Source organism: Streptomyces sp. NPDC054786, assembly GCF_053611685.1.
Genome location: NZ_JBSHAW010000010.1, coordinates 60,786 through 73,939, shown reverse-complemented (window position 1 = coordinate 73,939; position 13,154 = coordinate 60,786). Strand labels below are relative to the sequence as shown.

Below are 13,154 nucleotides of genomic sequence, written 5' to 3'. Positions count from 1 at the left end.
GTTAGTTCATTGTGTGCACAGGTCGGCGCGTGGCGACGGTCCGCTTGGTCCCCAGGTCCGCGGTGGGCACCCGGTGCGTCTCCCGTGCGGTCGCCGCAGCGAGGGCGCTGAGGAGGCAGATGCCCGCCGTGAAGGCCGCCACGCCCGGCCAGTTCGAGCCGTCCGGGCCGGCGATCCGCTCGGCGAAGGAGACGGCGAACCCGGCGACCGCGAAGCCGGTCTGGATGCCGATGGCCATTCCGGAGAGCCGGACCCGGGTGCTGAACATCTCGCCGTAGAACGACGGCCAGCTGCCGTTGGCCGCGCTGTAGACGACGCCGAAACAGAGGATGCCGGTGGTGAAGACGAGCGGATAGCTGCCGGTGGAGAGCGACCACAGATAGACGAAGATCATCACGGCGGAACCCAGTGCACCGGTGAGGAAAACCGGCTTGCGGCCGATCCGGTCCGACAGCCGCGCCCACAGGGGAATGGCGAGCAGTGCCACGGCGTTGGCGAGCGCCCCGACCCACAGCATCGTCGACTTGTCGAGACCGACGTGGTCCCCGGTGGCGTAGGACAGGGCCCAGACGGTGAAGACGGTCTGGACGGTGGCGATGAGGGAGGCCGCGACCACCCGCAGCACATCGGCCCAGTGGTGGCGCAGCAGATGGACGAGCGGAAGCCCGGCCACCTCGGCGGCCGCCGAGGCCTCCAGAAAGGCCGGGGTCTCCGTCAGCTTCCGCCGGATGACATAGCCGGCTACCGCGACCACGGCGCTCACCAGGAACGGAAGACGCCAGCCCCAGGTGTAGAGCTGTTCCTCGGGCAGTGTGGCGACCGGGACGAAGGCGAGGGTCGCCAGGATCTGGCCGGCCTGGGTCCCGTTCAGGGTGAAGCTGGTGAAATACCCCCGCCGGGTCTCCGGGGCGTGTTCCAGGGTCATCGAGTTCGCGCCGGCCTGCTCGCCCGCCGCCGAGAGGCCCTGGAGGACCCGCATCAGGACGAGCAGCACCGGAGCCGCGGTGCCGACCTGCGCATACGTGGGCAGACAGCCGACGACAAAGGTCGACAGGCCCATCAGGACCAGCGTGAAGACCATGATCTTCCGCCGTCCGAGCCGGTCGCCGACGTGCCCGAGCACCAGCGCGCCCAGCGGCCGGGCCGCATAGGCCACGCCGAAGGTTCCCAGTGAAATCAGGGTGGCGGTCGCGGGGTCGTCGGGACTGAAGAAGACATGCGGGAAGACCAGGGCCGCGGCACTGCCGTACAGGAAGAAGTCGTAGTACTCCAGGGCGCTGCCGGTCCAGGCGGCGACGGCGGCCTTGCGGGGAGAGCGAGCGGACACACGTGCTCCTCAGGCAATTAACGTACTAGGTAGTTAGTTGTTGCGCTGGGATCGTGCTGTCCGGCTGCTGTCACTGTCAAGACATCTCACCGAGACTCTTGCCGTGAGGGGGAGCGGCGAGTGAGGGACGAACGGCGGCGGGCGGCGGGGCGCTTGCGGCGCCGCCCGCCCCGGCTCACCGGTCGGCGGAAGCGTTCCCGCTCGTCAGATACGCCAGGACCATGTCGCCGAGCATCGTGCGGTAGTGGTCCCGGCGGTCCTTCGCGGTCAGATCGCGTCCGAAGAGCGCGCCGAAGGTATGCCGGTTGGCGACCCGGAAGAAGCAGAACGAACTGATCATCGCGTGCAGATCGACGGCGTCCACGGTCGCCGTGAACACTCCCTGCGCCCGTCCCTCCGCCAGGATGCGGCCGATGATCTCGATCGCCGGGGAATTGAGTTCACCGAGCGTCTGCGAGGCGGCCAGATGCTCCGCCTCATGGATGTTCTCGATGGTGACCAGCCGGATGAAGTCCGGATGCGCCTCATGGTGGTCGAAGGTCAGCTCGGCGAGGTGCCGGATCGCGGCCGCCGGGTCCAGATGCCCGGCGAGCAGCGGTCCGGCGATGCGCTGTTCCTGCTCGCGGATGACGGCATAGGCCCGCTCCAGCACCTCGGTGAACAGCTGTTCCTTGCTGCCGAAGTAGTAGTAGATCATCCGCTTCGTGGTGTGGATCCGGGCGGCGATCTCATCGATCCGGGCGCCGGTGTAGCCCAGGCGCGCGAACTCCTCCGTGGCGACGTCCAGAATCTCGGTCCGCGTCCGCGCCGCGTCGCGCTGCCGTCCGGCGGGACGCGACGGCGGGCGGACGGCACTCATACGGCTCCTCGGAGGCTGGATCAGTGCCGGTCAGTCTAGGGCCTGCCCCCCAAGGCGCGGCCGTTCGGTCCGCCGTGCGGTGCCCGGCGCGGGGACCGGATCGGGCGCGGGTCCGGGCTCCGGTCCCGGCGTCGGCGGTGCCGGATTCGGCGGGAGCGGATCCGGCTCGGGGGCCGGCACCGGAGGGGGCACCGGATCGGGTCCCGGAGCGGGGACCGGGCCGGGTGCCGGTCCCGGCGTGGGTCCGGGCGGTCCGGGGCCCGGACCCGGAGTGGGCGGAACCGGATCCGGATGGGTGGGGCCTGGCGGGCCTGGTGGCTGTCGCACGGTCAAAAGCTCCTCACGCGTCGCTCCTCGGCGGCCGAGCGCCTCACGCTCGCTCCGCCTGGCCTGCTGGTCTCCTTGCCGGTCCGGCGCCGGCCATGCGAGGCGATACGCACGGAACCCGGCGGCCCGGCGTACGTACACACTCTGCGACGGTGCGGACCACTCGGCGACACGGGAGGCGAACGGACGCCCCGCGCGCCCTGCCACCCGGACGCGCGAGCGTAGGACGGCCCGGAGCGGGTAACCCGGCCCGCATGAATGCCACAGACACCGGCACCGACACGGTGCGCGCGGGCCGCCGCACCGTGAAGATCCACCGGCCGGACAAGGTGCTGTTCCCCGACGACGGCCTGACCAAGGCCGATGTCGTCGGCTACTACCGCCGGGTGGCCGCATCGATGGTCCCGCAGCTGCGGGGGCGGCCGCTGATGCTGGAACGGCTCCCGGAGGGGCTGGGCGGCCCGCAGTTCATGCAGAAGGACACCCCGGACCACTACCCCGACTGGATCCGGCGGGTGCGGGTCACCAAGGAGGGCGGCACCGTCACCCATACCGTCTGCGACGACAAGGCGACCCTCCTCTTCCTCGCCGACCAGGCATGTCTCACGTTCCACCGCTGGCTGTCGCGCGCCGACCGGCCCGACCACCCGGACCGGCTGGTGTTCGATCTCGACCCGCCCGGCCCGGACTTCGCGGCCGTACGGGACGCCGCCCGGCAGCTCTGCGCGCTGCTCGACGAGCTCGGTCTGCCGGCTGTCCTGATGACCACCGGCTCGAAGGGGCTGCATGTCACCGTTCCGCTGGACGGCAAAAGCGACTTCGACACGGTGCGCGGGTTCGCCCAGGAGGTGGCTCAAGTGCTGGCAGGGCGTCACCCGGACCGGCTCACCACCGCCGTACGCAAGAAGTCGCGCGGCGACCGGCTCTACCTCGATGTGCAGCGCAACGCCTATGCGCAGACGGCCGTCGCCCCGTGGTCGCTGCGGCCCGAGCCGGGCGCCCCGGTCGCCGCGCCGATCAGCCGCAAGCAGCTCGACGATCCGCAACTCACCGCGCAGAGCTGGTCGTTGAGGGATGTCGCCGGCGTCCTGGAGCAGGCGAGGTCACGTCCGTGGTCCGGGGTGCCGGCCCGCGGGCGTTCGCTGCGTACGGCACGAAGGCGGCTGGAGGCGCTGCGGTGAGCGGGTCCCTGCGCTGAGCGGGGCCCGGTGGGCGGTCGGTCCGCGGCCGACCGGCCGGCCCCGGCCCGTCCTCACGCCTCCTCCTGCCGCTGCTCCGCCTCGTCCTCGGGCTCGCCGTCCACCGCCCTGTCGAGCCGGCGCCGCTCCCGCCGGGCCCGTTCCCGGTCCCCCGGTGAGGCTTCGGTGACATCCAGGAAGACCTGGTCGGCGATCGGCCACTTCTCCCGGATGGCCTTCTTCAGCCGTACCAGGACCTCTTCGACCTCCTCGCTGTCCAGTCCGGGGACGAGATCGACACGGGCCGCGACCAGCGTCGACAGGGTCCCCAGCCGCATCGACAGCAGTGTGGTCACGGTGTCGATCTCCGGCTGCTCCTCCAGGAACTCCCGGATGGCCCGGCGCAGCGCCGGGTCGGCGGCCTCCCCGATGATCTGGCCGCGTGACTCCTTGGCGAGCTGGTAGGCGACGAACACCAGCAGCACGCCGATGATCATTGACGCCCAGGCCTCCCACTGCACCGAGCCGGTGATCATGTGCAGTCCCATGCCGACCATGGCGACCACCACACCGAAACAGGCGGTCGAGTCCTCGGCCAGCACCGTCCGCAACGCGGGGTCGTCCGCCGCGCGGATCGCCTCCCGCATGCTGTGGCCGGCCTGCCGTGCCCGGCCGCGGACCTGCATCAGGGCACGGAACAGCGAGGCGCCCTCGGCGACCAGCGCGACGGCCAGCACGATGAGGCCGACGACATAGCCCGTATGGGTCTCCGAACTGCCCGAGCGCAGTGCCTCGATGCCCTGGAAGACGGAGAAACAGCCGCCCATGACGAAGATTCCGACGGCGGCGAGCAGCGACCAGAAGTACCGCTCCTTGCCGTAGCCGAAGGGGTGTTTGCTGTCGGGTGCGCGCTTGCTGCGCTTGAGCGAGGCGAGCAGAAAGATCTCGTTGAGGCTGTCGGCCACCGAGTGCGCGGCCTCGGAGAGCAGCGCGGGCGAGCCCGCGAACAGCCCACCGAGCACCTTGGCCAGGGCGATCACCAGATTGGCACCGAGCGCCACGAAAACGGTGACCGCGGTCCTGGCGTCCTGGCCCTCGCCCCCGTCCGCTTCCGGTCGACCGGTGGAGTGATGCGCAGCGTCAGCGTCCCGGGACAAGCGTCGCCTCCCCGTCGTCGGTCGGACAGCCGACGCGAGCGTAGCCGCTCGGACACGGCCGCGCACCTGACGCGGAAGCATTGCGCCTCACGGAGCAGCGGCGTTTTCCCGCCCGTCGGACCGGGGACGGTGACAGCGGATCACCCACCGGAACGGCAAAGGACAAGACGTGGCCCGCACTTCCTCTCTCGACCTCCTGCGTCTCCACGGGGGCGCACCGTGAGCCCCCGCGGCGGACAGCGGGCCCTTGCGCACACACTGCTGGACCGGCACGGCGAGACCTTTGCGGCACAGAGCGGGATCCGGCTGGGGAACACTCCCCAGCCGCTGTATCAGGTGCTGGTGCTGGCCGGTCTGCTCAGCGCACGGATCCGCGCGTCCGTGGCGGTGGCGTCCGCGCGCGCCCTGTTCGACGCGGGGATGCGCACTCCGCGGCGGATGGCGGAGGCGACCTGGCAGCAACGGGTCGATGCCCTGGGGGAGGGCGGATACCGGCGCTACGACGAGCGCACCGCCACCCAGCTCGGTGACGGCGCCACGCTGCTGCTGGACACGTACGGCGGCGATCTGCGGCGGATGCGGGAGGAGGCCGGCGGCGACACCGGTGCACTGCGCCGCGCACTGCGGAAGGTGCCGGGCCTGGGGCCCGCGGGCTGCGACATCTTTCTGCGCGAGGTACAGGGCGTCTGGCCCGAACTCGCCCCGTACCTCGACGCCAAGGCCGTCCAGGGGGCGGAGCGGCTGGGCCTGCCGGGCGACAGCGGGAAGCTGGCGCGGCTGGTCGGGCCGGACGATGCCGCCGCCTTCGCCTCGGGCCTGGTACGCGCGGCGCTGGACCGGTCCGTCGTCGAGGACGTACGGGAGTCGGCGGGAGCCTGAACCGGGACCGGGGGCGACGCACGAAACCGGCCGCCCCCGTCACACGATCAGCGCCGCCAGCAGGGTGACGCCCGCCAGGAACCAGGCGACGTAGTCGCCCACGTGACCGGAGTGCAGCCGGCGCAGTGGTGTGGCCCAGCGGGGCGGTTCCCGGAGTGCGGGGCGCCGCACGGCCAGGAGGGCGAGCGCCGTGGCCGCGGCGGTGGCCAGCAGGCCCCACAGCACACCGGAGAGGGACCAGTGCGGCGGGGGAGTGGGTGCGGGCTCCGCCACCCGGCCGTACAGGACGGCCGCGAGGTATCCGGCGTGGTCGGTGAAGGCGTCGGCGGCCCGGCCGACGCCCGTGCGCAGGCCCGGGACCAGCCCCACCGCCAGCGCCCCGGTGAGCAACACCGTGGGCACGACGAGCATGCTGTCCGGAACGCGGGAGAGCCGCCCGCCGCTGGTCTCCGGCTCCTCGGCCTCCCCCGTCGTCTCCTCGGCGGCGTCCGCCGGGCGGGGCCGGGGGGCCTCGCTCTCCGGAACCGGCCCCAGCCCCAGGAACACCCGCGCCCCGGCCCGTAGCACCGCGCCCCCGGTCACCGCCGAGACCAGGACGCACAGCGCCGTCGCCCAGCCGCCCGCCGCCTCCTCGATGACGGCCTTGCCCAGCGCGGTGCCGAACGGCGGCAGCCCGGCGAGCGCCAGTCCGCCGATGCCGAACAGCACGCCGGCCCAGGGGAGTTCACGTCCTCTGCCGTGCAGTTGGAGCTCGTCGACACTGCCGAACCGGTCCAGGAGAATGCCCACACAGGCGAAGAGCGCGGCCTTCACCCCGGCATGCGCCAGCACGTACAGGACGACGCCGCCGAGTCCCTCCGGGGTGAGCACCGCGAGGCCCACCAGGAACAGTCCGGCGTGCGCGACGGTGGAATAGGCCAGCAGGCGCTTGAGATGGCGCTGCTGCCAGCACAGCACCGCCCCCAGCACGGCGGTCAGCACGCCCAGGGTCAGCAGCGTCCGGTGTGCGTCCGGCGCCGGGATGCCGCCGGGCCCCGCGAAGACCGTCCAGTAGATGCGGGCCGTGCCGTACAGGCCGAGTTCGACCATGACGCCGGACAGCAGCATGCACACCGGCGTCGGCGCCACCGCATGCGCATCGGCCAGCCAGAAGTGGAACGGCACCGCAGCGGCCTTGACCAGCAGACCGGTGACGACGAGGACGAAGGCGGCGATCACCGGCGCGTCCGGGCCGCCGGGGTGCGCATCGAGGGCGCTGCCGATCTGGGCGAGGCCGAGCTCACCGGTCCGGGCGTAGAGCAGGGCGATGCCCAGCAAGGTGGCATAGGCGCCGAGGGAGTTGACGATGCCGAACACCAGCGCCCCCTGGACGGCGCGGGCCTCCTCGACGCGGTAGCCGGTCAGTGCGTAGGCGACGACGCCCATCAATTCGAAGAAGACGAAGGCGTTGAAGAGGTCCCCGGTGAGCGCGAAGCCGCACATGCCCGCCTGGAAGAGCAGCACCAGGGCGGGGAAGGAGCCCGCATGGCGCCGTGGCGGCTCGTCGAAGTACCGCCAGGCGTAGGCGAGAGCGGCCAGCGCCAGCAGCGAGACCAGCGCGGCCAGGCCGAGACCGATGCGGTCGCCGACCAGCACGATGCCCACACTCGCCCCGCCGTGCGGCCGCCAGCCGCCCAGCCATTCCGCGGGGCGCGCGGTGGACGACGGCGTGGCGGCCGATGCGCACAGCGCGAGCGCCGCGGTGCCCGCGGCGAAGAGACACCCCAGCACCTCCGCCGCGTACCGGGGCAGCCGGCGGCCCGCTCCGACCACCAGCGCCGCGCCGAACAGCGGAGTGGCCACGATCAGCGGCAGGGTCTGTGCGACGGTCACCCCCGCAGCTCCGAGAGTTCGTCCGGGTCCACTGTCCGGTGCCGTTTGGCGACCTGGATGACCAGGGAGAGCAGCAGCGCGGTGACGGTCGCCCCGATGACGATGTCCGTGAGGGTGAGGGCCTGGACGACGGGGTCGACGACGGGGCGTGAGCCCGGCGTGATGTCGGAGAAAACCGGGGCGGTGCCGCCGTCCCGGTACCCGATGGCGAGCAGCAGGACATAGGTCGAGGCCTGGCAGACGGCGAGGCAGCCCACGGCGTGGATGAGGTTGCGGCTGGTGGCCAGCCCGTAACAGCCGATCAGAAACAGCCATGCCGCGATCACATACGGCAGCACACTCACGTCCTGACCTCCGCTTCGCCGTCCCGGTCGTCGCTCTCGATCTCCACGGCCTGGTCCAGGAAACGGGCCAGCAGGACGACCACGCCGCATGCCACCTCCACGCCGATGGCGGCGTTCAGCAGCGGAACGGTGCCCCCGGAGGAGAGGGTGTTGAAGGTGCCGTAGGGCAGGAAGTTGGCCAGGAACGCCGCCCCGGTCAGCAGCGCGGCCGCGCCCACCAGCAGATAGGCGGCCTCACCGGCGGCATCCGCCACCTCGTACGTGCCGACCGGTCTGATCCGCTCCAGTGCCCGGTAGTCCACGGCGATGTACAGCAGATGCAGCGAGGTGGCGACCACCACCCCGCCCTGGAAGCCCCCGCCGGGGCTGAGCTGACCGTGCGCGATGACGTACAGGCCGATGAGCAGGGTGACGGGCAGCGCGATCAGCGCATAGCGGCGTACCGGCGGCGCGACCGGGACCGGCTCCGGAGGCAGCCGGTCCTCGTCGCGGGTCTGCCGCAGCAGGACCACGGTGCCCAGGACCGCGCCGAACAGGATGGACTCCTCACCGAGGGTGTCGAAGGCGCGCTGGTCGAAATTGACGGAGGAGAGGGTGTTGGCGGTGTGCCGGGCGAGCGCGGCATGCACGGCGCGGTCGCCGTAGGGATGCCACAGGCCGCCGAACGCCGGCAGCCCGAAGCAGGCCACGAGGAGCAGCACGGCCACCCCCAGGCCGCCGGCGGCCAGCACCCACAGCCGCAGCCTCATGCTCATTCGTGTTCCTCCCGGCGCTCGCTGCGCGCCTTGCGCCGCACCTTGCGTACGGACAGCAGCACCATCAGCGGGGTCAGCGCGCAGCCCACCGCCAGCTGGGAGAGCGCGACATCGGGGGCCTGCAGCAGCAGGAAGACCGTGGCCAGGGCCAGGCCGAGCAGGGACAGCAGAAAGGACTGGCGTACCGGGTCGCGCACCAGGACGGTGGCGGTCCCGGCGCCGGCCACCAGGAGCAGGCCGAGCAGCAGCGGCAGATCGTCAGCCATCGGACATCCCTTCCGCGGGCCCGGTCCGGCCGTGCCCCGAGGTGACGGCGGCGGTCACCGCCCGGGCGGCCACCCGGCTCCCCAGCACCAACAGCACGCCGATGACCAGCAGTTTCACCAGCGCCCTGCCGGGGCCCGTGACCACGCACAGCGGCAGCACCACCGCGGGAACGGCGGCGTAGGTGAGCGCTGTGACCGCGAACAGGGACCGCGGCCGGGGCGGGCGGTCCGCCAGCCGGTCGGCGAGCAGCCGCACGAACAGCAGCGTGCCGGCCGGCCCCAGGACCGAGAGCACCAGCGCCGGATCGACATACGCCGGGCGCCCGTACCCCTGGGCCAGCAGCAGGAAGACCAGGCTGAGAAGCGTGGTCGCCAGGTTCTGGGCGGGCACCCGCCGCCGGACCGGACCGGTGGCGGCGCCGTACGCGGCCGGGGTGACCCCGCACAGCAGCAGGGCGGTGGCCGCGGCGGTCCAGCCGTTCATCGGCGCCCCACCGCGCGGCGCGCTCCGCAGGCCGCGGCGGCGGCGAGCAGCGCGGCGCCGGCGCCGACCGCCCACTCCAGTGTGTCGACGGGACCGATCAGTACGATCCACAGTCCGGTCAACCCCGCCCACCAGCCGATGAGTTCGGCGCCGGCCGTCAGCCGTCGAGCCATCCGCGCACCTCCTGAGGCCCGGGTACCCGGGCCTCAGGCTCACATGCGGGGGCCCGGCCGCCCCGTCACCGCGCCGCGCGTCACTCCGTCGGAGGGGGCATCCGGCAGGGCGCCGTCAGTTCCCCCAGGTCCAGTCGGCGACCTCCGGCAGATCGGTGCCGTGCTCCAGGATCCAGGCGTGGTGGCGGGTACGGACGTCCGCCATCGCCTGCCGCAGCGCGACGGCGCGCACCCCGAGGCCGGGGACCCGGTCGATGACATCCATCACCAGCCGGTACCGGTCGAGATCGTTGCGTACGACCATGTCGAAGGGCGTGGTCGTGGTCCCCTCCTCGCGGTAGCCGCGGACATGCAGATTCTCGTGGCCGGCGCGGCGGTAGCAGAGCCGGTGGATCAGCCACGGATAGCCGTGGTAGGCGAAGATGACCGGCTTGTCACGGGTGAACAGTGCGTCGTACTCGGGGTCCGGCATACCGTGCGGATGCTCCCCCGACGGCAACAGCCGGGCCATGTCGACGACATTGACCACCCGCACCGTCAGCTCGGGCAGATGCCGGCGCAGCAGATCGGCCGCCGCCAGCGTCTCCTGCGTGGGCACGTCCCCCGCACAGGCCAGCACCACATCGGGCTCGCCGGTGCCGTCCTCGGTGCCCGCCCACTCCCAGGCGCCGGCGCCGCGCGCGCAGTGGGTGCGGGCCTCGTCGAGGCTGAGCCAGTCGAAGCTCGGCTGTTTGCCGGCCACGATCACATTGACGTAGTCGCGGCTGCGCAGCGCATGATCGGCCACCGAGAGCAGGGTGTTGGCGTCCGGCGGCAGATAGACGCGGACCACCTCCGGGCTCTTGTTGAGGATGTGGTCGACGAAGCCGGGGTCCTGGTGCGAGAAGCCGTTGTGGTCCTGGCGCCAGACGTGCGAGGTGAGCAGGTAGTTCAGCGAGGCGATGGGACGCCGCCAGGGCAGCCGGCGCGCGGTCCGCAGCCATTTGATGTGCTGGTTGACCATGGAGTCGACGATGTGCGCGAACGCCTCGTAGCTGGAGAAGAGCCCGTGCCGGCCGGTGAGCAGATAGCCCTCCAGCCATCCCTGGCACAGATGCTCGGAGAGCACCTCCATGACCCGGCCGTCGCGCGCGAGGTGCTCGTCGGTGTCGAGCGTGGTGGCCTGCCAGGCCTTGCCGGTGGCGTCATAGAGCGCCTCCAGCCGGTTCGACGCGGTCTCGTCGGGGCCCACGACGCGGAAGTCGCGGCGCTCCGCGGTCGCCTCCATGACCGCCGTCAGCAGTCCGCCCAGCACCCGGGTCGGCTCGTGCAGCTCGCTGCCGCGCTTCTCGACCGTCACCGCATACCGCTCCAGCGGCGGGACGGGCAGCTCGCGCAGCAGCAGACCGCCATTGGCGTGTGGGGAGGCGCCGAGCCGGTGCGACCCCTCGGGCACACAGGCGAGCACCTCCGGGCGCGGCCTGCCCTCGTCGTCGAACAGCTCGTCCGGCCGGTACGAACGCAGCCAGCTCTCCAGCTGCCGCAGATGCCCGGCGTTGTCGCGTACCCCGGACAGCGGGACCTGGTGGGAGCGCCAGGTCCCTTCCACGGGCTGCCCGTCGACCTCGTGCGGGCCGGTCCAGCCCTTGGGCGTACGCAGCACGATCATGGGCCAGCGGGGGCGCTCCGTCACCCCCTCGGTGCGGGCCCGGCGCTGGATCGCGGCGATCCGGTCCAGCGCACCGTCCATGGCGGCGGCCATCGCCTGATGGACCGCCGCCGGGTCGTCGCCGGTGACATGGATCGGGTCATGACCGTAGCCGCGCAGCAGCGCATCCAGCTCGTCCTGCGGAATCCGGGCGAGCACCGTCGGATTGGCGATCTTGTAGCCGTTGAGATGCAGCAGCGGCAGCACCGCGCCGTCGTGCACCGGGTCCAGGAACTTCGTGGCGTGCCAGGACGCGGCGAGCGGCCCGGTCTCCGCCTCGCCGTCGCCGACCACACAGGCGACGAACAGCTCCGGATTGTCGAACGCCGCGCCGTAGGCATGGGTGAGGGAGTAACCCAGCTCGCCGCCCTCATGGATCGACCCCGGGGTCTCCGGGGCGACATGGCTGGGCACTCCGCCGGGGAACGAGAACTGCCGGAAGAGCCGGGCCATGCCCTCGCCGTCCCGGCCGACATCGGGATAGGTCTCGGAGTACGTGCCGTCCAGCCAGGAGTTGGCCACCACGGCGGGGCCGCCGTGACCCGGCCCCCACACGCACAGGGCGTCCAGCTCGCGGGCCCTGATGACGCGGTTGAGGTGGGTGTGCACCAGGTTCAGGCCGGGCGAGGTGCCCCAGTGGCCCAGCAGCCGCGGCTTGATGTGCTCGGGGCGCAGCGGCGTGGTCAGCAGGGGATTGGCCATCAGATAGATCTGCCCGACGGACAGATAGTTGGCGGCCCGCCAGTGGGCGTCGAGACGGTGCAGCTCGGTGGCGTCGAGAGGCCCTGGCGCCACCGGTGCCCCGCCCGTCCCCGCCCCAGCCGAGTTCTGCGCATCGTGCATGCTCATCTCCCTGTCGAGGTGACGTGCAACGGACGTTCACAGCGTGCGCAGTGCGGGCAGCAGCTCGGCCTCGGCCCACTCCAGGAACGGCTCCTGGTGGGCGCCGCCGATCTGGACCAGCGCGACTTCCGTGAAGCCCGCGTCCACATAGGTGCGTACCGCGTCGACGAAGCGGCCGACGTCGTCGCCGCACGGGAAGGCCTCCGCGATGTCCTCCGGCCGCACGAACCGCGTGGTCGCGTCGAAGCCGGCCGGGCCCGGCAGCTCGGCGTTGACCGGCCAGCTGCCGAGCGCCCAGCGGAACTGCTCGTGTGCCCGGGCGACCGCCGCCTTCCGGTCGGGGTCGTAGCAGACGGGCAGCTGGCCGATCCGCGGTTTGCCCTGGCCGCCGTGCCGGTCGAAGGTGGTCAGCAGCTCACCCCTGGGCTCGGTGGCGATGACCAGATCGGCCAGCCGGCCGGCGATCTCACAGGACCGGGCGCCCGAGACGGCCACCCCGATCGGCGGCAGCACCTCGGGCAGATCCCACAGCCTGGCGTGCACCACGTCGAAGTGGGTGCCGTGGTGGGTGACCTCACCGCCACGGAACAGCGCCCGGATGATCTCGATCGCCTCGGCCAGCCTGTCCAGCCGTACGGGCGCGGCGGGCCACCCCGCACCCACCACATGCTCATTGAGGTTCTCACCCGAGCCGAGCCCCAGCCGGAACCGGCCCCCGGAGAGCAGCTGCATGGTTGCGGCCTTCTGGGCGATGACGGCGGGGTGATAGCGGGTCGTCGGGCAGGTCACATAGGTCATCAGCGGGATGCGGTCCGTCGCCTGCGCCGCCGCGCCCAGCACGCTCCAGGCGTACGGGGAGTGGCCCTGGGAGGCCAGCCAGGGGAAGTAGTGGTCGGAGGTCACCGAGAAGTCGAAACCGGCTCGCTCGGCGCCCACCACATGCTCGACCAGCGCCCGGGGCCCGGCCTGTTCTGTCATCATCGTGTAACCGATATGCACCATT

Annotated in this window: 13 protein-coding genes; 2 read left to right on the top strand and 11 right to left on the bottom strand. The window is 72.0% G+C overall.

Annotation, left to right across the window (positions count from 1 at the left end; all coding sequences use genetic code 11):
* Position 1: 1 nt before the first annotated feature.
* Complete coding sequence (locus tag ACWGI6_RS10880) at positions 2-1,327, bottom strand: MFS transporter (protein ID WP_453267184.1); 1,326 nt, start codon at positions 1,325-1,327, stop codon at positions 2-4.
* A gap of 175 nt (positions 1,328-1,502) precedes the next feature.
* Positions 1,503-2,186: a TetR/AcrR family transcriptional regulator gene (locus ACWGI6_RS10875; protein WP_453267183.1), complete on the bottom strand. Its 684-nt coding sequence runs from the start codon at positions 2,184-2,186 to the stop codon at positions 1,503-1,505.
* Positions 2,187-2,767: 581 nt separating this feature from the next.
* Here ACWGI6_RS10875 and ligD point away from each other — a divergent pair.
* A complete protein-coding gene (ligD, locus tag ACWGI6_RS10870) occupies positions 2,768-3,694 on the top strand; it encodes a non-homologous end-joining DNA ligase (protein WP_453267182.1) in 927 nt (308 codons plus the stop codon).
* Between the two features lie 71 nt (positions 3,695-3,765).
* Here ligD and ACWGI6_RS10865 read toward each other — a convergent pair whose 3' ends face one another.
* Positions 3,766-4,848: a cation diffusion facilitator family transporter gene (locus ACWGI6_RS10865; RefSeq protein WP_453267181.1), complete on the bottom strand. Its 1,083-nt coding sequence runs from the start codon at positions 4,846-4,848 to the stop codon at positions 3,766-3,768.
* A 219-nt stretch (positions 4,849-5,067) separates the two neighbouring features.
* On the opposite strand from ACWGI6_RS10865, the gene ACWGI6_RS10860 reads away from it, so the two are divergent.
* Positions 5,068-5,727: an endonuclease gene (locus ACWGI6_RS10860; protein WP_453267180.1), complete on the top strand. Its 660-nt coding sequence runs from the start codon at positions 5,068-5,070 to the stop codon at positions 5,725-5,727.
* Positions 5,728-5,766: 39 nt separating this feature from the next.
* Here the strand turns inward: ACWGI6_RS10860 and ACWGI6_RS10855 are convergent, their stop codons facing one another.
* The 8 genes from ACWGI6_RS10855 to ACWGI6_RS10820 form a co-directional block, all read right to left on the bottom strand.
* Positions 5,767-7,599 (bottom strand): complex I subunit 5 family protein, encoded by a 1,833-nt coding sequence (locus ACWGI6_RS10855; RefSeq protein WP_453267179.1) that lies wholly within the window; start codon positions 7,597-7,599, stop codon positions 5,767-5,769.
* Positions 7,596-7,943: a sodium:proton antiporter gene (locus tag ACWGI6_RS10850; protein WP_453267178.1), complete on the bottom strand. Its 348-nt coding sequence runs from the start codon at positions 7,941-7,943 to the stop codon at positions 7,596-7,598. The genes ACWGI6_RS10855 and ACWGI6_RS10850 overlap by 4 nt, the downstream gene beginning before the upstream one ends.
* Positions 7,940-8,698 (bottom strand): MnhB domain-containing protein, encoded by a 759-nt coding sequence (locus tag ACWGI6_RS10845; RefSeq protein WP_453267177.1) that lies wholly within the window; start codon positions 8,696-8,698, stop codon positions 7,940-7,942. Before ACWGI6_RS10845 ends, ACWGI6_RS10850 begins: the two co-directional genes overlap by 4 nt.
* Positions 8,695-8,964, bottom strand: coding sequence for a Na(+)/H(+) antiporter subunit B (locus ACWGI6_RS10840; RefSeq protein ID WP_393908015.1), 270 nt, complete (start codon positions 8,962-8,964; stop codon positions 8,695-8,697). The genes ACWGI6_RS10845 and ACWGI6_RS10840 overlap by 4 nt, the downstream gene beginning before the upstream one ends.
* Positions 8,957-9,448, bottom strand: a complete 492-nt coding sequence (locus ACWGI6_RS10835; protein ID WP_453267176.1) for an MrpF/PhaF family protein — start codon at positions 9,446-9,448, stop codon at positions 8,957-8,959. Before ACWGI6_RS10835 ends, ACWGI6_RS10840 begins: the two co-directional genes overlap by 8 nt.
* Positions 9,445-9,621: a hypothetical protein gene (locus ACWGI6_RS10830; RefSeq protein WP_453267175.1), complete on the bottom strand. Its 177-nt coding sequence runs from the start codon at positions 9,619-9,621 to the stop codon at positions 9,445-9,447. Before ACWGI6_RS10830 ends, ACWGI6_RS10835 begins: the two co-directional genes overlap by 4 nt.
* A 115-nt stretch (positions 9,622-9,736) precedes the next feature.
* Entirely contained in the window at positions 9,737-12,157 is a 2,421-nt protein-coding gene (locus ACWGI6_RS10825) for a phosphoketolase family protein (RefSeq protein ID WP_453267174.1), read from the bottom strand.
* 30 nt (positions 12,158-12,187) lie between these two features.
* Positions 12,188-13,153, bottom strand: coding sequence for an LLM class F420-dependent oxidoreductase (locus ACWGI6_RS10820; protein WP_453267173.1), 966 nt, complete (start codon positions 13,151-13,153; stop codon positions 12,188-12,190).
* Position 13,154 lies beyond the last annotated feature (1 nt).